24 protein-coding genes and 1 pseudogene are annotated in these 23,427 nt (G+C 72.9%); 11 read left to right on the top strand and 14 right to left on the bottom strand.

What is annotated here, in order from left to right; genetic code table 11:
- Positions 1-96: 96 nt before the first annotated feature.
- The 3 genes and pseudogenes from PV341_RS28850 to PV341_RS28840 all read left to right on the top strand — a co-directional run.
- Positions 97-468 (top strand): annotated as a pseudogene (locus PV341_RS28850) (SDR family oxidoreductase); the annotation flags it as partial.
- A 70-nt stretch (positions 469-538) separates the two neighbouring features.
- A complete protein-coding gene (locus tag PV341_RS28845) occupies positions 539-1,216 on the top strand; it encodes a GAP family protein (protein WP_500359353.1) in 678 nt (225 codons plus the stop codon).
- Positions 1,217-1,393: 177 nt separating this feature from the next.
- Positions 1,394-1,909, top strand: a complete 516-nt coding sequence (locus PV341_RS28840; RefSeq protein ID WP_500359352.1) for a CGNR zinc finger domain-containing protein — start codon at positions 1,394-1,396, stop codon at positions 1,907-1,909.
- Positions 1,910-2,003: 94 nt separating this feature from the next.
- Here the strand turns inward: PV341_RS28840 and msrA are convergent, their stop codons facing one another.
- Both msrA and msrB read right to left on the bottom strand, forming a co-directional pair.
- Positions 2,004-2,516, bottom strand: a complete 513-nt coding sequence (gene msrA, locus PV341_RS28835; RefSeq protein ID WP_500326264.1) for a peptide-methionine (S)-S-oxide reductase MsrA — start codon at positions 2,514-2,516, stop codon at positions 2,004-2,006.
- Position 2,517: 1 nt separating this feature from the next.
- Positions 2,518-2,985, bottom strand: a complete 468-nt coding sequence (gene msrB, locus PV341_RS28830; protein ID WP_499515733.1) for a peptide-methionine (R)-S-oxide reductase — start codon at positions 2,983-2,985, stop codon at positions 2,518-2,520.
- 151 nt (positions 2,986-3,136) lie between these two features.
- On the opposite strand from msrB, the gene PV341_RS28825 reads away from it, so the two are divergent.
- Both PV341_RS28825 and PV341_RS28820 read left to right on the top strand, forming a co-directional pair.
- Positions 3,137-3,814, top strand: a complete 678-nt coding sequence (locus PV341_RS28825) for an RNA polymerase sigma factor (RefSeq protein ID WP_500359351.1) — start codon at positions 3,137-3,139, stop codon at positions 3,812-3,814.
- A complete protein-coding gene (locus PV341_RS28820) occupies positions 3,811-4,026 on the top strand; it encodes a hypothetical protein (protein WP_500359350.1) in 216 nt (71 codons plus the stop codon). Before PV341_RS28825 ends, PV341_RS28820 begins: the two co-directional genes overlap by 4 nt.
- A gap of 6 nt (positions 4,027-4,032) precedes the next feature.
- On the opposite strand, the gene PV341_RS28815 is transcribed toward PV341_RS28820, so the two are convergent.
- Together PV341_RS28815 and PV341_RS28810 are read right to left on the bottom strand one after the other, a co-directional pair.
- The gene (locus tag PV341_RS28815) at positions 4,033-4,962 is read right to left on the bottom strand and encodes a pyridoxamine 5'-phosphate oxidase family protein (protein ID WP_500359349.1); all 930 of its coding nucleotides are present in this window, start codon (positions 4,960-4,962) and stop codon (positions 4,033-4,035) included.
- 46 nt (positions 4,963-5,008) lie between these two features.
- On the bottom strand, positions 5,009-5,881 hold the full coding sequence (locus PV341_RS28810) for an alpha/beta fold hydrolase (RefSeq protein ID WP_500326257.1): 873 nt from the start codon (positions 5,879-5,881) through the stop codon (positions 5,009-5,011).
- 196 nt (positions 5,882-6,077) lie between these two features.
- Here PV341_RS28810 and PV341_RS28805 point away from each other — a divergent pair, with 196 nt between their 5' ends.
- Positions 6,078-6,674: a GNAT family N-acetyltransferase gene (locus tag PV341_RS28805; protein ID WP_500326255.1), complete on the top strand. Its 597-nt coding sequence runs from the start codon at positions 6,078-6,080 to the stop codon at positions 6,672-6,674.
- Positions 6,675-6,788: 114 nt separating this feature from the next.
- On the opposite strand, the gene PV341_RS28800 is transcribed toward PV341_RS28805, so the two are convergent.
- Entirely contained in the window at positions 6,789-7,415 is a 627-nt protein-coding gene (locus tag PV341_RS28800) for an LAETG motif-containing sortase-dependent surface protein (protein WP_500326253.1), read from the bottom strand.
- 168 nt (positions 7,416-7,583) lie between these two features.
- On the opposite strand from PV341_RS28800, the gene PV341_RS28795 reads away from it, so the two are divergent.
- Complete coding sequence (locus PV341_RS28795; protein WP_500359348.1) at positions 7,584-8,747, top strand: HEAT repeat domain-containing protein; 1,164 nt, start codon at positions 7,584-7,586, stop codon at positions 8,745-8,747.
- A 92-nt stretch (positions 8,748-8,839) separates the two neighbouring features.
- On the opposite strand, the gene PV341_RS28790 is transcribed toward PV341_RS28795, so the two are convergent.
- The 6 genes from PV341_RS28790 to PV341_RS28765 all read right to left on the bottom strand — a co-directional run bounded on the left by PV341_RS28790 (position 8,840) and on the right by PV341_RS28765 (position 13,850).
- A complete protein-coding gene (locus tag PV341_RS28790) occupies positions 8,840-9,238 on the bottom strand; it encodes a VOC family protein (RefSeq protein WP_500359347.1) in 399 nt (132 codons plus the stop codon).
- Between the two features lie 137 nt (positions 9,239-9,375).
- Positions 9,376-9,693, bottom strand: coding sequence for a hypothetical protein (locus PV341_RS28785; RefSeq protein WP_500326248.1), 318 nt, complete (start codon positions 9,691-9,693; stop codon positions 9,376-9,378).
- Between the two features lie 56 nt (positions 9,694-9,749).
- A complete protein-coding gene (locus PV341_RS28780) occupies positions 9,750-10,559 on the bottom strand; it encodes an ABC transporter ATP-binding protein (RefSeq protein ID WP_500326247.1) in 810 nt (269 codons plus the stop codon).
- On the bottom strand, positions 10,556-11,665 hold the full coding sequence (locus PV341_RS28775) for a FecCD family ABC transporter permease (protein WP_500359346.1): 1,110 nt from the start codon (positions 11,663-11,665) through the stop codon (positions 10,556-10,558). The genes PV341_RS28780 and PV341_RS28775 overlap by 4 nt, the downstream gene beginning before the upstream one ends.
- Positions 11,662-12,666 (bottom strand): FecCD family ABC transporter permease, encoded by a 1,005-nt coding sequence (locus PV341_RS28770; RefSeq protein ID WP_500326243.1) that lies wholly within the window; start codon positions 12,664-12,666, stop codon positions 11,662-11,664. Before PV341_RS28770 ends, PV341_RS28775 begins: the two co-directional genes overlap by 4 nt.
- A gap of 128 nt (positions 12,667-12,794) precedes the next feature.
- Positions 12,795-13,850 carry an iron-siderophore ABC transporter substrate-binding protein gene (locus tag PV341_RS28765; protein ID WP_500359345.1) on the bottom strand — a complete coding sequence of 352 codons (1,056 nt, stop codon included), beginning with the start codon at positions 13,848-13,850 and terminating at the stop codon, positions 12,795-12,797.
- 185 nt (positions 13,851-14,035) lie between these two features.
- Here PV341_RS28765 and PV341_RS28760 point away from each other — a divergent pair, with 185 nt between their 5' ends.
- Genes PV341_RS28760 through PV341_RS28750 form a run of 3 tightly spaced genes read left to right on the top strand, consistent with a single transcriptional unit; the run spans position 14,036 to position 16,781 of the window.
- On the top strand, positions 14,036-14,485 hold the full coding sequence (locus PV341_RS28760; protein WP_500326240.1) for a MarR family winged helix-turn-helix transcriptional regulator: 450 nt from the start codon (positions 14,036-14,038) through the stop codon (positions 14,483-14,485).
- Positions 14,482-16,245: an MFS transporter gene (locus PV341_RS28755; RefSeq protein WP_500359344.1), complete on the top strand. Its 1,764-nt coding sequence runs from the start codon at positions 14,482-14,484 to the stop codon at positions 16,243-16,245. Before PV341_RS28760 ends, PV341_RS28755 begins: the two co-directional genes overlap by 4 nt.
- On the top strand, positions 16,221-16,781 hold the full coding sequence (locus tag PV341_RS28750) for a cysteine hydrolase family protein (protein WP_500326236.1): 561 nt from the start codon (positions 16,221-16,223) through the stop codon (positions 16,779-16,781). The genes PV341_RS28755 and PV341_RS28750 overlap by 25 nt, the downstream gene beginning before the upstream one ends.
- Here the strand turns inward: PV341_RS28750 and PV341_RS28745 are convergent.
- From PV341_RS28745 to PV341_RS28735, 3 genes are all read right to left on the bottom strand, one after another.
- Positions 16,762-17,538: a hypothetical protein gene (locus PV341_RS28745; RefSeq protein WP_500359343.1), complete on the bottom strand. Its 777-nt coding sequence runs from the start codon at positions 17,536-17,538 to the stop codon at positions 16,762-16,764. The genes PV341_RS28750 and PV341_RS28745 overlap by 20 nt on opposite strands.
- Before the next feature lie 27 nt (positions 17,539-17,565).
- Positions 17,566-18,135 (bottom strand): GNAT family N-acetyltransferase, encoded by a 570-nt coding sequence (locus tag PV341_RS28740; protein ID WP_500359342.1) that lies wholly within the window; start codon positions 18,133-18,135, stop codon positions 17,566-17,568.
- A 95-nt stretch (positions 18,136-18,230) separates the two neighbouring features.
- Positions 18,231-22,307, bottom strand: a complete 4,077-nt coding sequence (locus PV341_RS28735; protein WP_500359341.1) for a discoidin domain-containing protein — start codon at positions 22,305-22,307, stop codon at positions 18,231-18,233.
- Between the two features lie 287 nt (positions 22,308-22,594).
- Between PV341_RS28735 and PV341_RS28730 the strand changes: the two genes are divergently transcribed.
- Positions 22,595-23,296, top strand: coding sequence for a Type 1 glutamine amidotransferase-like domain-containing protein (locus PV341_RS28730; RefSeq protein ID WP_500359340.1), 702 nt, complete (start codon positions 22,595-22,597; stop codon positions 23,294-23,296).
- Positions 23,297-23,427 lie beyond the last annotated feature (131 nt).

Raw genomic sequence — 23,427 nt, 5'->3', positions numbered from 1 at the left:
GTCGCAATCCACACCAGGCCAGAAGGCCCTCACCCATTTCAAGATCCCTCAACCGAGACCTGCATCACCCGTCCACAACCTCCCGGGACAGAACACCTAGCCAGCGCCGGCGGGCCGCCCGCCGGCGCCGTGATGGACGTCGCGGACCAGGTGTGGCGGGATGCCTTCGAGTCCACGTTCCTGGGCGCGGTGCGCATCGCCCGGGCCGCCGCGAACGCGTTCACCGGCGAAGGCTCCCTCGCCTTCGTCCTGTCCTCGTCGGTCCGCGAACCGATCCCCGGGCTGGCCGTCTCCAACGGGCCCGGGCTGGCCATGGTGGCCAAGACGCTCGCCGACGAACTCGGCGGATCCGGCACCAGGGTGAACGGCCTGCTGCCGGCGCACATCGACACCGATCGGGCCAGGGGACCGGCCGTCCCGACCGGCGTGATGCTGCCCGTCGACGGCGGTGACCTGCGGGCGCTCTGACGGCGCGGCGAACCGCGCGATCAGCCAAAGGCACCCGGAGCGGCCGGGTGTGCGGGACGGAAGGGGAACGGTGCTCGGCCAGGCTATCGGGGCCGTGCTGCCCGCGGCCCTCGCGGTGGCACTCAGCCCGTTCCCCGTGATCGGCGTCGTCATGATCCTGGGAGGAGGCGAAGGCCGGCGCAACGGCCCGCTCTTCGCGGCCGGATGGATCGCCGGACTCGTCGCCGTGGCCGCCGTCGTCGCCATGGCGTTCGGCGGCGCCCACGACCCCCACAGCCCCTCCTCGGCGGTCGCCGACTGGGGACGGGTGTGCGCCGGCAGCGCGCTCCTCGTCCTCGGCGCGCGCAAGTGGTGGCGGCGCCCGAGGAACGGTGACGAGGCGCAGGCGCCGGGCTGGACGAGGTCGCTGGACGAGGCGAGCGCCGCACGCGCGCTGCTGCTCGGCCTCCTGCTGTCGGCGGCGAACCCGAAGAACCTCGTCCTGACGGCCTCGGCCGCCGCGTCGATCGCGGAGACCGGCGCGCAGGGCACGGACCTCGCCCTCGCCGTGGTCGCCTTCGTCCTCGTCGGTTCCTGCGTCGTGCTCGGCGCGGTGCTCCTGCACCTGGCCGGCGGGGAGCGCGCGTCCCGCGTCCTGGACGGCCTGCGGCGGTTCATGGTCGCCAACAGCACGGCGATCCTGGTGGTCGTGCTGCTGCTCCTGGGCGCGAGCGTCCTCGGCGACGGCCTCGCCGGTCTCGACCGCTGACCCTCCTGGCCCGTCGGGACGGTCGGTAGGGCGACGCGCGTTCGATCGGGGCCTCCAGCCGCAGTTCACGGCCGCTCCAGCGGGCACGCACTCATGAGCCGGGCGGCGCCCGCCGTGCCCGGAGGTGTAACCTTCAAACACGCAATGAAGGGTTACCCGGGAATGGGGGCGCCGAGCATGACGGCCGACACCACGGACGACGACTTCCTGCTGGAGCTGCTCAACACGACGCCGGTCGTCGACGGGACCCAGGCGGACGAGCTGGCCGGCCCGGACGCCGGCCGCCGCTGGCTGCGCGCCCACGGCGGAGCCGGCACGGCGCCGGAGCTGCGCCACCTCCTGGCGGCGCGCGAGGTGCTGCAGCGCGTCGCGCGCGGGGACGGTGAGCCCGGCGACCTCCAGAAGCTGCTCACCGGGGTCGTCCGGGTGCCGCGGGTGACCGCGCACGGCATCGACTGGGAGCTGGAGGCCCCGGCGGACCGCAGGCCGGCCGTGCGGGCCGTCACGGTCTGGGGCGCGCTCCAGGAGGGCAGGCCCGGACGCCTGCGGCCCTGCGCCAACGAGGAGTGCCGGCTGTTCCTGCTCGACCGCAGCAAGGCCAACACCGCCCGCTGGTGCTCCATGGCCGCCTGCGGCAACCGGATGAAGGCCCGGCGCCACCACCGTCGCGCCCGCGCCACCGCCGCCGACTGAACGTACGACGGCGGCCCGGAGCCGCTGAGGCCCCGGGCCGTGTCGGGCCGCCGCGCCGCCCGAGCCCGTCACCAGGGCGGCGCGACGGGGTCGGTCAGCCCTTCGTGCGGGCCGGCAGCCGCCAGTTCGGCCGCGGGAAGTGGCAGGTGTAGCCCTCCGGGTAGCGCTCCAGGTAGTCCTGGTGCTCGGGCTCGGCCTCCCAGAAGGGCCCGACGGGCTCGACCTCGGTGACGACCTTGCCGGGCCACAGGCCCGAGGCCTCGACGTCGGCGATGGTGTCCTCCGCGACACGCTTCTGCTCGTCGTCCACGTAGTAGATCGCCGAGCGGTAGCTCATGCCGATGTCGTTGCCCTGGCGGTTCTTCGTGGTCGGGTCGTGGACCTGGAAGAAGAACTCCAGCAGTGCCCGGTAGTCCGTCCTCTCGGGGTCGAAGAGGATCTCGATCGCCTCGGCGTGCGTGCCGTGGTTGCGGTAGGTCGCGTTGGGCACGTCGCCGCCCGAGTAGCCGACGCGGGTCGCGACGACGCCGGGCTGCTTGCGGATCAGGTCCTGCATGCCCCAGAAGCACCCGCCCGCGAGCACGGCCCTCTGTGTCTGTCCTGCCATGTCAATCCTCCGAATCGGTCCTGTCACCATTGTCGAACAACCCGAGGTAGGCCCCGTAACCTTCCCGCTCCAGGTCATCGGCGTGGATGAAGCGCAGTGAGGCGGAATTGATGCAGTACCGCAGGCCGCCCGCCTGCCGGGGGCCGTCGGGGAAGACGTGCCCCAGGTGGCTGTCGCCCGTCGCCGAGCGGACCTCGGTGGCCAGCCGGCCGTAAGCGGGGTCGGGCCGCTCCACGACGGTGGTGCGGTCCAGCGGCCGGGTGAAGCTCGGCCACCCGCTGCCGCTGTCGTACTTGTCGACCGAGGCGAACAGCGGCTCCCCCGAGACCACGTCCACGTAGATCCCGGGCTCCTTGTTGTCCAGGTAGGCGCCCGTGAAGGCGCGCTCGGTGCCGTTCTCCTGCGTCACGCGGTACTGCTCCGGTGACAGTCGCGAGACGGCCTCCGGGTTCCTGCGGTAGCCGGTCACGGTCCCTCCTTGCTCGCGGCTCTCTTTTCCGTACGCCCATTGGTGACGGGGAACGCGCGGGTCTTACCTGCCGGGAACGACCGGTTTTCCGCGGGGCCCCGGGGGCGCCGCCGTGGAGGTGGGGGCGGGCGGCCGCGTCTAGGATCGCTGCATGGGTTCCGCAGAACACGACGGCCGGGCCGGTGAGGGGGCCTGGGGAGGCCGGTCCCTCGACGCGGAGTCCGCGCAGTGGGTGCGGGCGCTCTCGGCGGACGGTGAGGCGTACGAGGAGGCGACCGGCCGGCTGCACGCGCTGCTGTTGCGGATCGCCTACGCCGAGCTGAACCGGCGTGGGTCGCGGCACGGCATCACCGGGCCGGAGCTGGACGACATCGCCCACCAGGCCGCGGCCGACGCGCTGCTGTCGATCACCCGGAAGATCGGCGATTTCCGCGGTGACAGCCGCTTCACGACCTGGGCGTACAAGTTCGTCATGAACGAGGTGTCCAGCAAGCTCGGCCGTCACTTCTGGCGGACGGCCGGCGTGCAGCTCGACCCCGAGGCGTGGGAGCGGCTCCCCGACCGGCTCGGCATCGACCCCGTCCGGCAGAGCGAGGCCCGTGAACTCGTGGACGCCCTGCGTGAGGCCGTCGACGAGGAGCTCACCGAGCGCCAGCGCACGGTGTTCACCGCGCTCGCGGTCAACGGCGTGGACGCCGACACGCTCGCCGCGGAACTCGGGACGAACCGCAACGCGCTCTACAAGACGATGTTCGACGCGCGGCGTAAGCTCCGTGCCCGGCTCGCAGCCAATGGACATCTGCCCCTGACGACAGCGAGGCGCTCATGAACGACTGGCAGGGCCTTGACGACCTCCTGCGGACCGACCCCCTGGACCCCGGCTGCGACGCGGCGCTGGACCTGATGGACGTCTACCTGGAGCTGTTCCTGGCGGACGCGGCACCGGAGCGGCAGTACCCCGGTGTCGCGGTGCACCTGCGCGGCTGCCCGGCCTGCGAGGAGGACTTCCGCGGACTGCTGGCCGCGGTGACGGGCAGCTGATCCCGGTCAGGCGGTGAGCGGCGGGTTGAGCCGGTAGGGCAGGACGGCGTCCGCCCGGACCGGGACCCGCCCGGTGGCGACGTGCCGCGGGGTGAAGCGGACCCGGCGGCCGGTGCCCCCGTCGTCGCCGGCGGCACCGGGCGCGGTCCAGTCGACGACCGCGGTGCCGGACAGCTGCAACGCCGTCCCGGCGGCGAAGTCGACGAAGAGCAGGGCCGCGGCGGGGTCGCCGGCCAGGTTGCCGAGGCTGTTGAACATGTTGTTGCCGGGGTAGTCCGGCCACCACAGGCTGCCGTCGGGCGCCGTCCGGACGAATCCGGGCGGGCCGCCCCGGTGGGAGACGTCGGCGCCGTGTTCGGGGTGGGCGGTGCCCAGGAAGAAGGTGTCGGCGCGACCCACCAGGGCCGCCTGCGCCGCGTCGAGCCGGTTGGCCGGCCGCGCCCCGGTCGTGGGCGTGTCCTCGCCGTCGGGGGCGTCCGCCGGCGCCGGGCCGAGCAGGCGCTGCTGGATGTACTGGGGGCAGTTCCCGTACGCCTGGTCGACGGCGAGCTCAAAGCCGGCGTCGTCGGCCGCGGCGAGGGTGCCGTTGAGACGCAGCCGGCGGCGGATCGCGAAGTCGATCACGATCAGGGCCGCGGCCCCGCCGACGGGGAGCACGGCGAGGGGGTCGCCCGTACGCGGACGGGCGGCGACCCGTATGAGGTCGCCCCGGGTGGAGAGGAAGCCCGGGGTCCCCGTCAGCGGGGAGACCCACAGGCGTCCGTCCTCGTCGTGCGCGCCGAGCACGGCCAGGTCCCGCTCGGCGAGGAAGTGGGCCACGCCGCCGCCGAGGTGCGGCGGGTCGAGCATGCCCCGCAGGCGCGCGGCCTCGTGTGCGACGCCGGCACGTCGCTGGACGGCGAGTTCGCCCTCGTGGAAGCCGGTGTGGCGGGTCATGGCCCTCGCAATCGTCGTACGGCGGTGGGGTGGGGGATGCGGGAACTCAGCGGGGCAGCCCGGCCTTGTCGAGGAAGCCCAGGATCAGCTCCGCGACGGGCTCGACGTGCGTCTCCAGGAGGAAGTGGCCGCCGTCGAGGAGGTGCACCTCCGCCCGCTGCGCGTCCTTGGCGAAGGCCCGGGCGCCGTCGGGCCCGAAGATGGGGTCGTTCTCGCCCCAGACCGCGAGCACGGGCACAGGGTGGGTGCGCAGGTACTCGTGCAGGCGCGGGTAGAGCGGGAGGTTCGACGCGTAGTCACGGAAGAGCGTGAGCTGCACGAGGTCGTTCCCGGGCCGGGAGACCAGCTGGAAGTCGTGGTGCCAGGTGTCGGGACTGACGGTGGTCCCGTCCGCCACTCCCGTGACGTACTGCCACTTGATGCCCTCGAGGCTCAGTGCCACACGGACGCCCGCCTCGGTCTCGGGGGTCTGCTCGCGCTGGTAGGCGTGGACGTCCTTCCAGAACTCCTCGATGAACCCCGCCTCGTAGCCGTTGCCGTTCTGGGTGACGATCGCGGTGACGGCCCCGGGGTCGCCCAGCGCGAGGCGCCAGCCGATCGGCGCTCCGTAGTCCTGGACGTAGAGCGCGTAGCGCGTGACGCCCAGCCGGTCGAGCAGGCCCTTGGTGAGTCCGGCGAGGGCGTCGAAGGAGTACGCGAACGCGTCGGCGGCGGGGGCGTCGGAGAATCCGAAGCCGAGGTGGTCGGGCGCGATGACGCGGTAGCGGCCGGCGAGCCGCGGGATCAGCTCGCGGAACATGAACGAGCTGGTCGGGAAGCCGTGGAGGAGCACGAGGACGGGGGCGTCGGCCGGGCCCGCCTCCCGGTAGAAGAGCCGGTGCCCCTGGACCTCGGCGTAGCGGTGGTGCACGGTGACCATGTCTAACCCCTTAGATTCACTTCGATGGTTACATCGAAACAGGATCGAGGTAACCTGTCAAGCGAGTGATGAGGGTTAGGCGGGAGCGGGGCGGGAAGTGACGGCGGCCTCCTGGTGTTGTGCAGGGGCACAGGGGACTTCGGGCCTCCGCCGGACGTACGGCCGGCGGAGCCCGCGACAGGGACGGAAGACGCAGATGACTGGTACGGCCACGGCGCAGCGCGCGAAGGGCAACGAGGAAACCCGGATCGTCACCCCCCGGCTCGTCCTGAGGCCATGGCGCGGCGACGACGCCGAAGCGGCGCTGGCCGTCTACGGGGCGGACGACGTGACGCGCTGGCTCGCTCCGGCGATGACCCGGCAGCCCGACGTCGCGTCCATGCGGGAACTGCTGCGCTCCTGGGAGGAGGGCGGCGCCGCCCTCGAACGGCCGGCCGGGCGCTGGGCGATCGAACTGCGCGAGAGCGGAGAACTCGTCGGCGGAGCCGCCGTCCTGCCGCTCCCGCCCTACGGCGTCGACCTCGAGATCGGCTGGCAGCTCGCCCACCCCTACTGGGGCAGGGGCCTGGCTACCGAGGCCGGGCGCGCCCTGGCCGGGTACGCCTTCGCGTCGGGCGTCGACGAACTCTTCGCCGTGGTCCGCCCGCGGAACGACCGCGGCGCCGCCACGGCCCGCAGCGTCGGCATGGAATGGGTCGGGGAGACCGAGAAGTACTACGACCTGCGGCTGCAGGTGTACCGGCTGCGCAAGGGGGAGTTCGAGGCCTCCGCCGCGCCGGGGCCCGTGGCCTGACGCGGGGCGACCGCCTCGGGGCGCAAAAAGACGGGTGCCGGACCGTACGGAGCACGGTCCGGCACCCTTGTGTCATGCACGGCGCGTCACCGCACCGCCGTCAGCGACCGGGGGTCAGTGACGGGCCGCGGCGCGACGCTTGCGGTTCGCGAAGAGCAGACCGCCGCCGGCGAGCAGCGCGACGGCCGCACCGCCCGCGATCAGCGGGGTGGAGCTGGAGGCGCCGGTCTCGGCGAGGTCGCCGGCCGGGGACTCGTCGGTGGACGGGGTGGAGGGCGCAGCGGAGGGGGCCGTGCTGGCCGACTCGCTGGGCGTCTCGCTGGGCTTGGGAGACTCGGTGGTCTTCGTCTCCGTCGGCGTGGGCGTGGGCGTGCTCTGGTCCTGGCACGCCGGAACGGTCAAGTCGTCCTCCTTCGAGAACTGCTTGCCGTCCCCGGCCACCACGCTGAGGTGCAGGTGCACGTCGGCGGTGTGGGCCGGCACTTCGTGGGTCCAGTCGAAGGACGAACCGAACTCCGTGGTCTTCAGAAGTTCCTTGCCGTCCGCGGTGACCGTCACGGTGTTCGTGACGCGCCCGTTGTACGCCTTCAGGTGGAGTTCCACCGTGTGGCAGTCCGCCCTCCAGTTGGGCGTGTGGGCGGACGCCGGGGTGGCGCACAGGCCGAGACCGATGACACCGGTCGCGGCGGCTGCTATCAGGGTGCCGGGGCGGTACCAGGCACGGCGGGGGGATGCGGTCACAAGTTCTCCAGGCTGTGGTGAATTCCGATGCCAATGGCAGCCGCAATGTACTCCCCCCTCCCCACATCGCTCACTGCCGCCCCACAGTTAACGCGCGAACACGGGTGAAAGGGCCGGATTCGCCTGATGTGCGCGGCCGTTGTCGGACCTCTGCGGCAGACTGCCGCCATGTCCGCGAACGAAGACGCCGCCACCGCCCTGCCCGAACCCGCCGCCCTGTTGCCGGCGACCGACTGGGCAGCCCTCGCCCACGCCTACGGACCCGCGGACGGCACCCCGGACGACCTGCTCGGGCTCCTGCACGACGACCCGGAGGTGCAGGCGGAGTCGCTCGGCCGGCTGGAGATGTCCGTCCTGCACCAGGGTTCGTTGTACTCCGCCACCGCGCCCGCCGCGCTGTTCGTCGCGGGCATCCTGGGCGACCCCCGCACGCTCGCCGTTCACGAGAGCTACTTCTCCTGGGACGACCGGGTCCGGCCGCTGCGTGCCGCGCTCCTGGAATGGCTGGGCGAACTCGCCGACTCCGCGGCGGACGAGGAGGACGAGGAGGACGAGGAGGCAGAGGAGGACGGCGAGGAGGACTGGGCCGAGGAGATCGCGGCGATCGAGGCGTGCCGTGCCGTCCGGCCGCAACTGTTCGGCGCGGTCGTGCCCTGGCTGGACGACGCGGACGCCACCGTCAGGGAGGCGGCCCTCGGCGCGGTGACGCATCTGCTGCGGGCGCCCGAACTCGCCGACCGCGTACCGGCCGCGGCCGAACGCCTGGAGCGGATCGCCCGGGCCGACGGAGACCGCCGCGAGCGGGCGGGCGCCCTCCTGTCGCTGCGAGCCTGGGGGCATGACACCGGCGGCTTCCTGGCGGATCCCGACCCGGCGGTGCGCGCCTGCGCCGCGCTGGGCACCTCCGGCTCCGAGGCCGTGCCGGCGCTGCTCGACGCGCTCGCGGACCCCACGGCCGCCGACGAGTGGTTCGACGAGCCGCTGCCCCAGTTCGACGGCTGGTTCCGCTTCACCCTGCTGCGCGGACTGCTCGACCGCGCCCGGCACTTCGACGAGGTCCTCCCGGCCGCCCTCGCGCTGGTGCCGAAGTACCACCAGCACACCGTCGACAGTGAGTGGGGCCCGCTCCTCGCGTGCGCCTTCCCGACCCCGTACGCCCCCGGCCGGCCGCTGACGGAGGCCCAACGTGCCTTCCTGGAGGCCCTGGTCGGCCAGGACGCCTGCTGGGGCACCATGGCCAACCGCGTCTCCTGGCTGCGGGCCGCGGGACTCCCCACGGAACGCGAGCCGCTGCGGGACCTCCTCGTCGCCGCGCTGCCCGCCACGAGCTGAGAGCGCGCCCCGGTCCGCCGGGCGGCGGTTCCGCGCCGCCCGCGGCCGCCGCCGGAAGTCATGCGGCACATCGCTGCGGGGCCTCGCCCTGGTCAGCCGCCGTCGCGGAGGTAGCTCGCGCGTCCCTCGTCGTCGAGCTCGAACGGCCCCTCGGGGACGACGCAGAATTCGTTCCCCTCGGGGTCGGCCATGACCAGGAACCCGCCCTCGGTGTACTCCTCGAGCATCCGCCCGCCCAGCGCCTCGATCCGCGCCCGCTCCGCCCCCGGATCTGGCGAGGCCACGTCGAAGTGGACCCGGTTCTTCCCGGACTTGGGCTCCTCGGTCCGCTGGAAGCCCAGGCCCGGCCCCTCGCCCCGCGCGAGCCACACGTACGGGCCGATCCGCGCCACGACCGCCCGCCCCAGCAACTCGCCCCAGAACGCGGCCAGCCGCTCCGGATCCGCACAGTCGACGACGACGTCCTTGACGCTCAGGTGGGTTCCGCTCATGGCCCGATGCTCCCAGACCGCGCTGTCCGACCCGGGCCGGCCCAGGAACAGGGGCGCACCGACGGACCCAGTGACGCCCGGTTCGAGGAGGAGCCCCTGCCGCCGCCGCGCTGACGTTCGCCCGGCCGGGTGCCGCTTCAGCCGCCGTCGCGGGGCAGTGCCGCCACGAACTCCGCCAGGTCCGCCGCCTGTGGCGGGGCCTCGCGGGGGAGGAAGCGCCGGTAATGGTCGGCGACGAGGCGGCGCAGTGCCGTCTCGGCGGGTGCGGCGCCGGTGAGTTTGAGGGTGACCCGATGGGGTTCGCCCGCCATGCCCAGAGGGCGTGCCTGCGCGTCGAATCCGCAGGTGTACTCGTCCGGCATCTCCCAGTAGGCCTCCGCGTGGGCGACGTCCCTGAGGACGTACATGTGGAAGTCGTCGTCGAAGAGGATCACGGGGCCGGTCGGTGCGGTCACCCGGGCAGTATGGCGGAGGCCGTCGGCCTCCGCCGTGCCGTGCGACGGGGGAGGGGTCACTCCGCCGCGGCAGGTTGCCAGGGGACTCCCGGGACGACGAGGGGGCTGCCCGTGACCGGGTCGGGGACGATGACCGACGTGAGGCCGAAGACCTCGTGGACGAGGTCCGCCGTGACGATGTCGCGGGGCGGCCCCTGGGCGACGATCCGGCCGGCCTTCATGGCGATGAGGTGGTCGGCGTAGCGGGCGGCCTGGTTGAGGTCGTGGAGCACGGCGACGACCGTGCGTCCGCGCCCGTGGTTGAGGCGGCGGACCAGGTCCAGCACCTCCACCTGGTGGGCGATGTCGAGGTACGTGGTCGGCTCGTCCAGCAGGAGCAGGTCGGTCTCCTGGGCGAGGGCCATGGCGATCCACACCCGCTGGCGCTGCCCGCCCGACAGCTCGTCGACCGGCCGGTCCGCGAGGTCGGCGGTGCCGGTGTGCTCCAGCGCCTCCGCTACGGCGCGTTCGTCGGCCTCGGACCACTGCTGCCACCACTTCTGGTGCGGCTGGCGTCCGCGCGCCACGAGGTCGGCGACGGTGATGCCGTCCGGCGGCGTGGGGCTCTGCGGCAGGACGCCGATCGCCCGGGCGATCTGCCGGCCGGGGATGCGGGCGAGTTCGGTGCCGTCCAGCAGGACCGTGCCGGAGCGCGGCTTGAGCAGCCGGCCCAGCGCGCGCAGCAGCGTGGACTTGCCGCAGGCGTTGGGGCCGACGATGACGGTGACCCGCCCGTCCGGGACCTCCAGGTCCAGGCCGTCGACGACGGTGCGGTCCTCGTACGCCAGGGTCAGCTCCCGGGCGGTGAGTCGGCTGGTACGGCTCATGAGGTGGTGCCTCCGGAACGGCTGCGGGTGCGGGCGATCAGCCACATCAGGTAGGGGGCGCCCACCGCTGCGGTGAGGACGCCGACGGGGAGTTCGACGGGGGAGAACAGGCGCCGGGCCAGCAGGTCGGCGACGACGACCACGAGCGCGCCGGTCAGCGCCGAGGACAGCAGCGGGATCTGCGCCGTACGGGTCAGCCGCCGGGCGATCTGCGGGGCGAGGAGGGCGACGAAGTCGACCGGTCCCGTGGCCCCCGTCGCCACCGAGGCCAGGACGATGCCGAGCGCGGTCAGGCCGAGCCGTACCCGGTCCAGCCGGATGCCGAGGGCCAAGGCGGTGTCGTCGTCGAAGGAGGTGCCGCGCTGGGCCCTGGCCGCCCAGAGCGCCGCGGGGATCGCCAGGAGCAGCACCGTCGCCAGGGGAGCGGCCTGGTCGTAGCCGCGGCTGTTGAGCGAGCCCGTCAGCCAGACCTTGGCCTGCTGCGCGACGAGGAAGTCGCCCTTGGTGAGGAAGAGTTGCGTGAGCGAGCCCAGGGCGACCGAGACGCCGATCCCGACGAGGACGAAGCGCGACGCGTGGAGCCCGCGGCGCCAGGCGAAGACGTAGACGAGCAGCGCGGCCGCCAGCCCGCCCGCGATCGACACGTACGGGAGCGCGGTGTGCGAGGCGAGGCCGAAGCTCATCGCGGCGACCGTCGCGGCGCCCGCGCCGTGGGTCACGCCGATGACGTCGGGGCTGGCCAGCGGGTTGCGCGCGACGGCCTGGACCAGCGCCCCGGCGACGCCGAAGGCGACCCCGGCGAGCAGGCCCACGACCAGGCGGGGCAGTCGCAGCGTGCCGACGACGAGCTGGTCGGGGCTGGGACGGCCGAGGAGGACGTTGACGACCTCCGCCGGGGAGACGAAGGACTCGCCGACGCAGAGGTAGAGCACGACGGCCGCGAGCAGCAGCACGGCGAGCACGACGGCGACGAGGACCGCCCGGCGGTGGACCAGGAAACTGCCCCGCCCGGGACGGAACAGGGCGTGCCCGGCCGGGCGTACGGAGAGCCGGGCGGGCGTGGGCGTGGGCGTCGGCGAGGTCGTGGGCGCGGTCGCGCGGCTCATGCGGCCACCACCGTCCGGCGCCGCACCAGCGCGATGAGGAACGGCACGCCGAGCAGGGCGGTCATGACGGCCACCGGTACCTCCGAGGGCGGGAAGACGATACGGCCGAGCACGTCGGAGGCGAGGATCATCACCGGACCGAGGAGGGCGGCCACCGGCAGCACCCAGCGGTGCGCCGCACCGACCAGGGCCCGGGCGATGTGCGGAACGGCCAGGCCGGTGAAGGCGATCGGCCCCACGGCGGCCACGGCCGCGCCGGTCAGCACGGTCGCCCCCACCGCGCCCAGGACGCGCAGCAGCGCCACGTTGTGGCCGAGGCCCTTGGCGGCGTCGTCGCCGAGCGCGAGCGCGTCCAGGCCCCGGGCCATCGTCGCGACCAGCAGCAGTCCGGCCGCCACGAACGGCCAGATCTGGCCGATGACGTCGCTGCCGCGGCCGCTGATCGAGCCGACCTGCCAGAACCGGAACTCGTCCAGGGCGTGGGCGTCGGTGGTGACGATCCCGGAGACCACGGAGGCGAGGAAGGCGTTCATCGCGGCGCCCGCCAGCGCGAGCTTCACGGGGGAGGCGCCGCGGTAACCGCCCGCGGCGACGGCGTACACGGCGACGGCCGCGACCGCCGCGCCCACGAAGGCGAACCAGACGTACCCGGTGAGGGTGTGCACGCCGAGGAACGCGATCGCGCACACCACCCCGACGGACGCGCCCTGGCTGACGCCCAGGATGCCGGGTTCGGCGATCGGGTTGCGGGTGACGCCCTGCATCACGGTCCCGGCGACGGCGAGGGCGGCGCCGGCGAGCACTCCTATGACGGTGCGCGGCACGCGCAACGCCCGCACCACTTGGGCGTCGTCACTGGTGCCGCCGTGCAGCAGGGCCTGGATGACCTCGCCGGGGGCGATCTGTCGGCTGCCGACGGCCAGGCTCAGCAGGACGGCGATCAGCAGCATCACCGCGCACCCCACCAGCCAGGCGATACGGCGACGGGTCGGTCGCGCCATGCGCCGCGCTCACTCTCTCTTTCAGGGTTCCGCGTTGCGGATTGCGGGTCGTACGGGCGCGCGCCGGGCGCCGGCGGGCACGACGGCCCGCTGGCGCCCGGCGTACGGCTCTCGGTGGCCTCGCGGGCTCACGCCGTGAGGCGCTGCTCCAGGTCGTCGAGGACCGCGTTGGCCGCGGTGACGCCGAGCCCGAGGTACCAGGTCTCGTCCGGGACGTCGAAGGCGTGGCCGTCCTTGACCGCGTTCAGGTTCTTCCACAGCGGGTTGCCCTGGGCCTTGGACTTCTCGGTGGCCTTGGGGTCGCCGTAGACGCCGGTGAAGATGTAGTCGGCGTCGGCCTGGTCGATGTTCTCGGCGCTGATCTCGGCGGCCAGGTCCTCGATGTCCTGGTTCTTCGGCCGCGGGATGCCGACGTCCTTGAGGATGGTGCCGATGAAGGAGTCGTTCGCGTAGAGGCGGATCTTGCCCTCGGGCATGTAGCGCACCATCGACACGGTCGGCTTGTCGGCGCCCAGCTTCGTGCCGAGTGCCTCCGCCTTCTTCGCGTACGCGTCGAGGTTCGCCTTGGCCTGCGCGGTCTTGTCCAGCGCGGCCGCGTTGAGGAGGTAGTTCTCCTTCCACGTGAAGCCGGGGCGGATGGAGAAGACGGTCGGCGCGATCTGCGACAGCTCGTCGTAGGAGTCGGCGGCGCGCAACTGGCTGCCCAGGATCAGGTCCGGCTTGAGCGCGGCGATCGCCTCGAGGTTGAGACTGTTGATGGTGCCGATGTTCGCGGGCTTGCCCGCGGCGCCCTTGAGGTAGGACGGGAGCTCCGGCGAGCCCTCGGTGGGCGCGAGGCCGACCGGCTTGATGCCGAGCGAGACAACGTTATCGAGCTCGCCCACGTCCAGGACGACGACGCGCTTCGGCTGCGCCTTGAGGACGGTGCTGCCCATGGCGTGCGTGAGGGTGCGCGGCCACTCGCCCGGCTTGGCGGTGGTGCCCATGGCCGCGGTCTTCTCCGCGGCGTCCCCGAAGTCCTCGCCGCCCTGCGCGACGGACTTGGAGTCCTTGGACCCGGCGGTCGCGGAGGCGGCTGCGCTGCCCTCCTTCCCGTTGCTGCTGGATCCACCGCAGGCCGCGAGGGAGAGCGCGGCGGCGATGGCGACAGCGACGGCGGCTGTGCCGCGGCGCCGAAGAGACATGTGGAGGCTCCTGTACGTGGTTCACCTTTGAAGCATTAGGCGAGCCTAACCTTATGCGCTGCCTGTGTGCCCCCCGCAAGCGGGGGTCCCCGGGCGCTCCCGCCCGGTCCCGGCGCCGCCTCTTGGTCCGGTCTTGACCGGAGCTCGATAGTTACATCAGATTGATTAATCTATTGTTACTAATCATGGATGCGAAGGCACTCGAAGCGGGTGACCCGACCGAGGTCGGGGCCGCGTTGCGGCTGAGCGTGGGCCGGATCGCGCGGCGGTTGCGCCAGGCGCACGCCGTGGGGGACGTGACGCTGTCGGAGGTGTCGGTGATCGCCCGGCTGGACCGGGACGGCCCGGATTCTCCGGGGTCGCTGGCCGAGTTGGAGCGGGTGCGCCCGCAGGCGATGGCGACGACGCTGGCCGGGCTGGAGGAACGCGGGCTGGTGAGCCGCAGGCCGGACGCGAAGGACAAGCGGCGCGTCGTGATGACGGTGACGGAGGCGGGGCTGAAGGTGCTCGCGGACCGCCGGTCGGAGTCGGTGCAGCGGCTGGCCGCCGTGCTGGGCGGGCAGTTCACCCCGCAGGAGCGGCGGCAGCTCGTCGACGCGCTGCCGCTGCTGGACCGGCTGGCGGAGCAGCTGTGACCAGCGCGGACGTCGCCGGCGGCCGCTATAAGTGGGTGGCGCTGTCGAACACCACGCTCGGCGTGCTGATCGCGACGATCGACGCGTCGATCGTGATCATCTCCCTGCCGGCCATCTTCCGCGGGATCGGCCTCGACCCGCTCGCCCCCGGCAACATCGGCTACCTGCTCTGGATGATCCTCGGCTACCTGCTGGTCTCCGCCGTGCTGGTGGTCGTGCTCGGCCGCCTGGGCGACATGTTCGGCCGGGTCCGGATGTACAACATGGGCTTCGCGATCTTCGCCTGCGCCTCGCTCGCCCTGTCCCTCGACCCGCTCAGGGGCGGGGGCGGAGCCCTGTGGCTGATCGGCTTCCGGATCGTGCAGGCCGTCGGCGGGTCGATGCTGACCGCGAACTCGGCGGCCATCCTCACCGACGCCTTCCCCACCCGGCAACGCGGCATGGCGCTGGGCATCAACCAGATCACCGCGCTCGCGGGCCAGTTCCTCGGGCTGATCGCCGGCGGGCTGCTGGCCACCATCGACTGGCGCGCGGTGTTCTGGGTGAGCGTGCCCATCGGCGTCGTCGGCACCGTCTGGTCGTACCGCAGCCTGCGGGAGACCGGCGCACGGAAGCCGGGGCGCGTCGACTGGATCGGCAACCTCACCTTCACCGCAGGCGCCGGGGGCCTGCTCGCCGCCATCACGTACGGCATCCAGCCCTACGGCGGCCACCCCACGGGCTGGACCAACCCCTGGGTGCTCGGCGGCCTGGCGGCGGGCGTGCTGCTGCTCGTGGCGTTCTGCGTCGCGGAGACCCGGGTCGCGGAACCGATGTTCCAGCTCGGCCTGTTCCGCATCACGGCGTTCGCCGCCGGCAACCTGGCGGTGCTGCTGACCGCGATCGCCCGCGGCGGCCTGCAGTTCACCCTCATCATCTGGCTGCAGGGCATCTGGCTGCCGCTGCGCGGCTACGACTTCGAGCAGACGCCCCTGTGGGCGGGCCTGTTCATGCTGCCGCTGACCGTCGGCTTCCTCGTGGCGGGGCCGGTGTCCGGGTACCTGTCGGACCGCTTCGGCGCCCGGCTGTTCTCCACCACAGGACTGGTCCTCGTGGCGGCCGCGTTCGTCGGCCTGCTCGCGCTCCCGGTCGACTTCCCCTACCCCGCCTTCGCGGCACTGCTGCTGGTGAGCGGCATCGGGCAGGGCATGTTCTCGGCCCCCAACACCTCGGCCATCATGGGCAGCGTCGCGCCGGATCAGCGCGGCGTCGCCTCCGGCATGCGCTCCACCTTCCAGAACTCCGGTACCGCGCTCTCCATCGGCCTGTGCTTCTCGCTGATGATCGCCGGCCTGGCCGGCTCGCTGCCGCAGACGCTCGCGGACGGACTGCGGGCGAACGGCGTGCCCGCCGGCACCGCCGAGCAGGTCGCCGGACTGCCGCCGGTGAGCACCCTGTTCGCCACCTTCCTCGGCGACAACCCCATCGGCCACCTGCTCGGGCCCAGCGGGGTCCTCGGCACCCTGCCCGAGCACCAGGTGCACGTCCTGACCGGCACGGCCTTCTTCCCCACGCTCGTCTCCGGTCCCTTCCACCACGGACTCGTCACCGTCTTCGGCGCGGCCACCGTCATGGCCCTGATCGCCGCGCTCGCCTCGGCGCTGCGCGGCCGCCGCGACACCCCCGCGGCGAGCCGTCCCGGTGGCGACGCGAACGACCCGAACGACCCGAACGGCACGGACAAAGGACAGCAAGAATGGCGCACAGCGCACTCCTCGTGATGGACGTCCAGCGAGCCATCACCGACCGTTTCACCGGGGACACCGGCTACCTGTCCCGGGTGCGTGACGCGATCGACGCCGCGCGTGCCGCGGACGTCCCCGTCATCCACGTCGTCATCGGCTTCCGCGCCGGACATCCGGAGATCAGCCCCCGCAACAAGACCTTCGGCGCGCTCGCGCAGGCGGGCGGCTTCGCCGCGGGCGACCCGGGCGCCGAGATCCACCCCGACGTCGCGCCCGCCCCCGGCGGCGTCGTCGTCACCAAGAAGCGCGTCAGCGCCTTCGCGGGCAGCGACCTGGACGTCGTCCTGAGGGCGCGTGGCGTCGACAGCCTCGTCCTGACCGGCATCGCGACCTCAGGCGTGGTCCTGTCCACGCTGCGCCAGGCGGCCGACCTCGACTACGGCCTCACCGTCCTGTCCGACGGATGCCTGGACGCCGACCCGGAGGTGCACCGCGTGCTCACGGAGAAGGTGTTCCCGCGGCAGGCCGACGTCGTCACCGTGGAGGAATGGGTCAAGTCCATGGCTCACTGACCCCGGTGGACGGCTCCCCGTGCCCGCCGAGGGCGCGGGCGAGTCGTTCCCCCTGGGCGGCGGTCACGCCGAGGCCCGGCAACGGCTCCGGGTACGGCCGCCCCTCGCCCTCCCCGGTACGGGAACCGCCACCGCTGAGCGGCGAGCCCCACGCCGGGTCGTGCCAGATCCCGTCCCCCGGACCGCCGATGAGGCACCGGGCCGCGAGCGCCGCCGTCTCCTGCGGCGCGCCGACCGCCGTGAGCGCGGCGGCGATCCGCGGCAGGGCCTCCGTGGCGTGCCGCCGGCCGTCGGTGAGCACGGGCAGCAGGAGCAGCAGCCGGGCGGCGGGATCGGACAGGCCCTCGTCCGGGCCGGCACCCGGCACCGCGTCGGCGACGTGCACCAGTTGGCGCCACCGCAGACCGGGGCCGTAGGCGTCGCCGGCGTACGAGAACAGGGTCTCCGCGCGGACCCAGCCGGGGTGGGTGAGAAGGAAGTCCAGCCCGGCGTCGCCGTCGAGGTTCCGGTGGACCAGGACGACGCAGTGGCCGTCCCCGAAGGGCACCCTGAGGACCGGCCAGGCCCGCTCGTCGTCCAGCACCTCGGCCAGGGCGTCGGTGTCGGCCCCGTCGTCCCCGAACCACTCCGGCTCGGGACGCTCGCCGGACGGCCCGGCCTCGCACCACCCCAGGAGGTGGTTCGCCCAGAAGCCGGGCCGGTCCGTCAGCGGCTCACCGGCCGTCAGCGGTCCGTGGTCGTACCCCTTGATCAGCACACCGGACAGGATGCCAGACGCTGCCGGTCAGGCCAGTGGCACGCTACTGCCCGCGGACGCGGCGGCGGACACGCGGCCGCGCAGGTCGAGACGGAGACGCACGAAGTCGGCGCCGCCGGGGCCGGGCCGGCGACCGCCCTCCGGGACCCAGCCGTGGCGGGTGTAGAAGGCGAGGGCGCGGCTGTTGCGCTCCCAGGCGTCCAGCAGCCCCGTCTCCAGGGAGGAGTCCCGCAGGAAGCGCACGAACTCGGCGTGCAACCGCCCCCCGACGCCGCGGCCCCAGCGGTCGGGGCGTATGTGGATCCAGTGCAGCTCACCGCACGCCGGCGCGGCCTCCGAGCCCTCCTTGGGCGGCCCCATGGCCACCACGCCGACCACCTCGGTGTCCTCGACGGCGCACAGCACCGTCGTCGCGCTCGACTGGATGGCGTGCGCCCAGGACGCGCGACGGCGCGCCCACCCGTCGGGGCTGTCGATCTCGGAACCGGGCAGGCCGCCCGCCTGGTAGTACGCGGCACGCGCCTGCGTGTGCACGTCCACGATGGCCGCCAGGTCGCCGAACCGCGCCGGGCGCATCAGGGCTGGAGAAGTCGTCACCTCCTGTCAGACGTCCGCGATGTGGGACGGGTTCCCGGCGCGCCGCATCGCCGTGGCGGTCATCCGGCAGGTGACCGCCAGGGCGGCGACGGGGGCTACGGCTGAGCGGTGACCGGCGGCACGTTGTAGCCGTCGACCCGCAGCTCGGGACGCTTCGACGGCAGCGCCCCGGCGGGCCAGGACAGCGTCACCGTGCGGCTCTCACCAGGGAGCAGCCACAGGTAGTTGTCGCTGTACAGGGTGGGCAGCACCCGGTCCCCGTCACGGGAGTCCAGCAGGGAGAGCCGGACCAGGGCGGCGACCGTGGATCCCCGGTTGCTCAGCCGCGCGGTCAGCCCGTGGCGGTCGCCCGAGAGGTCCGTGTCCGTGACGTCGGCCAGGACCCGGGTCCGCGCGGCCTTGTTGAGCGCCTGCATGTGCTCGGGCTTGCGGTAGCGCCAGTAGACGTTCTCGGACAGCACGTCGCCGTGACGGTCCGTCAGTCGCAGCTTCAGCAGGTGGAAGTCCGGCAGGCCGTCCGTCCACGCCACGGTGAACGCCTCCGCCTTCGCGGACGCCGCGACGTCCACCGTGCCGCGACGCTCCGCGGACAGCGGATGACCGGACAGGTCGAGCAGCCGCGCGGACACCGTCGCACCCTCGAGAGCCGCGGGCGTGTGGTTGACCGCCACGACCTTCCCGGTCACGGGATCGGCCTGCACGTGGACGGGCTCGGCGGCCTTGCGGACCCCGTAGTAGGCGCCGTTGACGTCGAAGTCGTAGTCGTACGTCTGCCACACCGTGCTGTACCAGGCGGGGTGCGACATCCACAGCATCAGGCCGCCGGCGTCGTCCCACAGCCGGCCGTTCCAGGCCTCGAACATGGCGCGGAAGTTCTCGTAGTTGACGAACTGCGCCTTGCGGCAGAAGTCGTCGAGGTCCTCCGCGGTGCCGAGCCGGCCCTCGATGGCCGCGCGGTAGTTCTGCGGGGCCTGGTTGCCGCGGGTGCTCCAGTCGTGGTGGTACCAGACGCCGCCGACCGGCCACTCGGGCTCGTCGCCGGCCATGCGCCGCATGGTCTCGGCGGTCGACACGACGGGCATGCCGATCTCGGTGTGAAACCCGAAGCTGCCGCTGCCGTAGGTGGACGCGGAGTAGTACCGCTCGGGCTCGACCCAGCCGTACGGGCCGCCGCCGGAGACGATGCCGCCGGCCGAGTTGTTCTGGTAGAGCAGGGCGGGGGCCTCCGCGCGGACCGCGGAGCGCATCCCGTCGTCCACCGGGCCCGGAGGGTTGCCCTCGTTGGCGCCGCACCACACCACGACGCTGGGGTGGATGCGGTAGCGCCGCACGGTGTCCCGCGCCAGGTCGAGGAAGGCCTGACGGTTGGGCGGGTCCATCGCCCAGGCGTTGGGGAAGTCGTTCCACACCAGCAGACCGTGCTCGTCGCAACTGGCGTAGAACTCCTCGCGGTTGCTGCTGCCGACCCAGTTGCGGATCATCGTGAAGTTCATGTCGCGGTGCATGCGCACGGCCGCGTCCATGCGCTCCGCGGGCATGCGGCGCAGCAGTTCGTCCCAGCCCCAGTTGCCGCCGCGGGCGAAGACCCGGACGCCGTTGACGCTGATCTTGAGCGGCACGGTGGAGTTGTCGACGGACTTCACGTCGGTCCACTCGTCGCCGTCGTCGGAGACCTGGACGGTGTACGTCCTGGCGTAGGCCTGCTCCCAGGTGATGACGACCCGGTCGAACCGCACCGCGGAACCCAGGTCGACCTGGATCCACTGCTCGTCCTCGTACTTCGAGGACCAGCGGGTGCCGGGCTTGCCGTCCACCGCGTTGCCCGGACCGCTGCCGTCGCCCTCGGAGGACGAGGCGGTGGCCTCCTTGCGCAGCGCCAGGTCGGTGCCGGGCGTGCCGCTGTCGACCACCGACAGGCCCCACATCGACGAGCCCCAGCTGGTGGCGCGCGTGTGGCAGAGGATCCGGAGGTAGCGGGCCGTGGTCGCGGCGAACTCCACGTCCTGCAGGCTCGCCGCGCCCGAGGTCTGGAAGGGCAGCGGGACCGCGGCGTTGTCGACGGACGCGGCGTCGGTCCAGTCGTCGCCGTCGTCGGAGACCTGGACGGTGTACGTCTCGGCGTACGCCTGCTCCCAGGTGACGACGACGCGGTCGAAGGACACCGCGGAGCCGAGGTCGACCTGGACCCACTGGTCGTCCTCGAACTTCGACGACCAGCGGGTGCCCGGGTCCCCGTCGGTGACGTTGCCGGGGCGGTTGTTCGGGTCGTCGGTGGAGGAGGAGGTGGCCTCCTTGTGCAGGGCGAGGTCGAGGTCGGGCACGGTGCTGTCGGCCACCGACAGCGCCCACATCGACGAACCCCAGTCGGTGGCCCGGGTGCGGCACAGGATCCGCACGTAGCGGGCGGTCCGCCGGGTGAACGTGACCGTCTGCGCGTAGGCGTCGGAGCCGGACTGGAAGGTGAGCGGGGTGTCGTACTCGTAGCCGAACTGGCGCAGGCCGAAGCGCGTGGTGCGCCGGTCGCTCTCCTGCCCGGCCACGGAGGCGGTGAGGGTGAGCCGGTGCAGTTCCGGCTCACCGTAGCCGTTGGGCCACCACAGCTTCGGGTTCCGCAGGCGCAGCTTCGGGTCCGAGGCCGGGTCGAAGACGACGTCGGTGCTGCCGCCCCCCGGCACGGTGACCGTCCGCTGCACGCGCACGCCGTCGAAGGCGGCGGTGACGGTGACGGACCTGGCCTCCCCGGCGGCGTTGCGGAGCGGTACGACGATGGTCACTTCGGCCGTGCGGGTGTCGGGCAGGTCCGGCAGGACGGTGTCGACACGGGGGTCGCCGATGACGGCGTCGCCGGTGGAGCGCAGCCGTACGTGGTTCCAGATGCCGGCGGCCCGGTCGCGCACCGCGGGCATCCAGTCCCAGCCGGAGGAGGCCAGGTAGGTCGGCGAGTTGCGGTTCATCATGTTCGCGCCGGCGTCGACGAAGGCGAGGCCGGCCGCGCCCTTGTCGCCGGGGCTGCCCGGGAACGGCATGGGGCTGATCTTCACCGCGAGGGCCTGCGGGCCCTGCGCCGCCAGCAGCCCGGTCACGTCGTAGGCGGCCCGGGCGAAGGGGAAGGTGAGGGTGCCGGCCTGCTTGCCGTTGAGCCAGATGTCCGCCTCGTGGTTGACCCCGTCGAACTCGAGCCAGACGCGGCGCCCGGCCCCGGTGCGCAGGCCCTTGGGCAGGCGGAACTCGCGCCGGTACCACCAGGAGTGGCGGGAGAGGGCCTCGGGGATGTGCAGGTTGGCGAAGCCGGCGACCGGGTCGGGCAGGTGGCCCTCGGCCACGAGCGAGGACAGGACGGTCCCGGGCACGGTGGCCGGCAGCCAGGCGCTGGTGTCCACGGAGGGCGCGGACAGTTCCGCGGCGCTGCCGCCCGCCCAGTCGTCCATGGTCAGGTCCCAGCCGGACTCCAGCGGCACGGTGCCGTCGTCGGCGACCTCCAGGGCCGGGGGCGTGCGGTGGTGGGTGCCCCAGTCGGTCCAGCCGGTGGCCTCGGGGCGGTGTCCGCGCGGGGTGCCGTACACCTGGAAGCCGTTGAGGCCCAGAGGGTTGGCGTTGGAGCGCTTGGTGACCGTCATCCGCACCCAGCGGGCGGTGACGGGCCGGGGCAGGGCGATCTCCACGACCCCGCCCTTGCCGTCGTCGGTGCGGTGCGCGACGGTCCACGACTTCCCGTCGCGCGAGGTCTCGATCACGAAGGCGACCGCGCAACTCGACAGCACCTCCTGGCCGGTGGTGTTGTCGCGGGGGTTGCCACCGGTCCCGGGAGTGAACGGCGGGTCGTCGACCGTCGCCTCGAAGGTGAGGCGCACCGACCCGACCTCGCACAGGGCCTGGAGGTCGACGGCTATCCACTGGGGGTCGCCGGCGGCGGCCCGCCAGCCGGAGCCCCGCACGCCGACCCGGTCGAGGCCGTCGACGGCGAACTCGGCCGGTGTGGGGGCGTAGTCGGTGGAGGACACCGTGACCGGGCGGTACGCGGCGAGTTCGCCCCGGGCACCGGCCGGGTTCGAGGACCGCGTCTGTGCCGTGGCGGCGGCGGGGAAGGCCATGCCGAGCCCGAACCCCGCGAGGAGGGTGGAGCCGGTGGAGAGTACGGCGCGTCGGGAGGGCAGGGAGGACTGGTCCGGCATGAACAACGGCTCCGTTCAGGGATGTTCAATGAGGAGGCGGCCTGGCATCATCGAGGCGATGACAACGTTGCCATCGCGATGACAACGTTGCCGAACATGCACCCGCCGGGAAGGGCCTGTCAAGGTTTTGGGCACGCCGCGTTCCGGGATTCTCCTAAATTAGGAATACATATTGACATGAGTCGGGCTTCGCGTCAGAGTCGTTGGTCCGCCCGCGCCGATGGCCGTTCCGGCGCCGGTCCGGGGCAGGAGGTGTCGCCCGCCCAGTGGCCGTCAAAGATGTCCGTATGGCCGCGAAGAGAAGGATCGTGCTGCTGGGCGGCGGCTTCTCGTGGGCGCCCGGGTCGCCGCTCGACGCATACGTGTTGCGCACCGCCGGGCGGCGGCGCCCGAAGGTCTGCTTCGTGCCCACCGCCAGTGGTGACGCGCAGTCCTCCGTCGAGGACTTCCACGCGGCGTTCGCCGCGCGCGACTGCGAACCGGCGCACCTGCCGCTGTTCCGCCGTGACCACCGGGACCTGCGTTCCTTCGTCCTCTCCCAGGACGTCGTCCACGTCGGCGGCGGCAACACCGCGGCCATGCTCGCCGTGTGGCGCGTGCACGGCCTCGACGCGGTCCTCCGCGAAGCCCTCGACGCGGGCGTGCTCCTGTGCGGCATCAGCGCCGGCGCCAACTGCTGGTTCGGGGCCTGCCTCACCGACTCCTTCGGACCCGTCACACCGCTGCGCGACGGCCTCGGCCTGCTGACGGGCAGCCTCTGCCCCCACTACGACAGCGAGCCCGCCCGCAGGCCCACGTTCCGCGCTGCCGTGGTCGAGGGGGAACTGCCCGCCGGCTGGGCCCTCGACGACGGGGTGGCGGCCCTGTTCACCGACGGCGGTCTCACTGAGGTCGTCTCGGAACGACCGGGTCCGACCCTGCACCGGGTGGAGCCCGGGAGCGGTGGCGCGGTGCGCGAGACGGGACTGCCCGCAGGCCTGCTGACGTGAGGTCCGGTCAGGAACCGGGTGGGTTGCCGGTCTCCTCCGCAGCGTGGTCGGGGCGGACGGCGATGTGGTCGGGTTCGAGTTCGAGCATGACGCGGTTGCGGATGTCGAGGGCGTGGGTGTAGTCGCGGGGG

Source organism: Streptomyces sp. PA03-1a (genome assembly GCF_033792805.1).
GTDB lineage: Bacteria > Actinomycetota > Actinomycetes > Streptomycetales > Streptomycetaceae > Actinacidiphila.
The sequence above is the reverse complement of the archived record's forward strand: the minus strand, read 5'-3'. Positions and strand labels throughout refer to the sequence as shown.

What these genes read in the sequence shown, in the direction of transcription:
- PV341_RS28750 (WP_500326236.1), top strand. Translation starts at nt 16,221, where the DNA reads ATGGCGCACAGCGCACTCCTCGTGATGGACGTCCAGCGAGCCATCACC.
- msrA (WP_500326264.1), bottom strand. Translation starts at nt 2,516, where the DNA reads ATGGCAGGACAGACACAGAGGGCCGTGCTCGCGGGCGGGTGCTTCTGG.
- PV341_RS28795 (WP_500359348.1), top strand. Translation starts at nt 7,584, where the DNA reads ATGTCCGCGAACGAAGACGCCGCCACCGCCCTGCCCGAACCCGCCGCC.
- PV341_RS28775 (WP_500359346.1), bottom strand. Translation starts at nt 11,665, where the DNA reads ATGAGCCGCGCGACCGCGCCCACGACCTCGCCGACGCCCACGCCCACG.
- PV341_RS28810 (WP_500326257.1), bottom strand. Translation starts at nt 5,881, where the DNA reads ATGGTCACCGTGCACCACCGCTACGCCGAGGTCCAGGGGCACCGGCTC.
- PV341_RS28825 (WP_500359351.1), top strand. Translation starts at nt 3,137, where the DNA reads ATGGGTTCCGCAGAACACGACGGCCGGGCCGGTGAGGGGGCCTGGGGA.
- PV341_RS28770 (WP_500326243.1), bottom strand. Translation starts at nt 12,666, where the DNA reads ATGGCGCGACCGACCCGTCGCCGTATCGCCTGGCTGGTGGGGTGCGCG.
- PV341_RS28765 (WP_500359345.1), bottom strand. Translation starts at nt 13,850, where the DNA reads ATGTCTCTTCGGCGCCGCGGCACAGCCGCCGTCGCTGTCGCCATCGCC.
- PV341_RS28735 (WP_500359341.1), bottom strand. Translation starts at nt 22,307, where the DNA reads ATGCCGGACCAGTCCTCCCTGCCCTCCCGACGCGCCGTACTCTCCACC.
- PV341_RS28780 (WP_500326247.1), bottom strand. Translation starts at nt 10,559, where the DNA reads ATGAGCCGTACCAGCCGACTCACCGCCCGGGAGCTGACCCTGGCGTAC.
- PV341_RS28730 (WP_500359340.1), top strand. Translation starts at nt 22,595, where the DNA reads ATGGCCGCGAAGAGAAGGATCGTGCTGCTGGGCGGCGGCTTCTCGTGG.
- PV341_RS28790 (WP_500359347.1), bottom strand. Translation starts at nt 9,238, where the DNA reads ATGAGCGGAACCCACCTGAGCGTCAAGGACGTCGTCGTCGACTGTGCG.
- PV341_RS28820 (WP_500359350.1), top strand. Translation starts at nt 3,811, where the DNA reads ATGAACGACTGGCAGGGCCTTGACGACCTCCTGCGGACCGACCCCCTG.
- PV341_RS28815 (WP_500359349.1), bottom strand. Translation starts at nt 4,962, where the DNA reads ATGACCCGCCACACCGGCTTCCACGAGGGCGAACTCGCCGTCCAGCGA.
- PV341_RS28840 (WP_500359352.1), top strand. Translation starts at nt 1,394, where the DNA reads ATGACGGCCGACACCACGGACGACGACTTCCTGCTGGAGCTGCTCAAC.
- PV341_RS28760 (WP_500326240.1), top strand. Translation starts at nt 14,036, where the DNA reads ATGGATGCGAAGGCACTCGAAGCGGGTGACCCGACCGAGGTCGGGGCC.
- PV341_RS28805 (WP_500326255.1), top strand. Translation starts at nt 6,078, where the DNA reads ATGACTGGTACGGCCACGGCGCAGCGCGCGAAGGGCAACGAGGAAACC.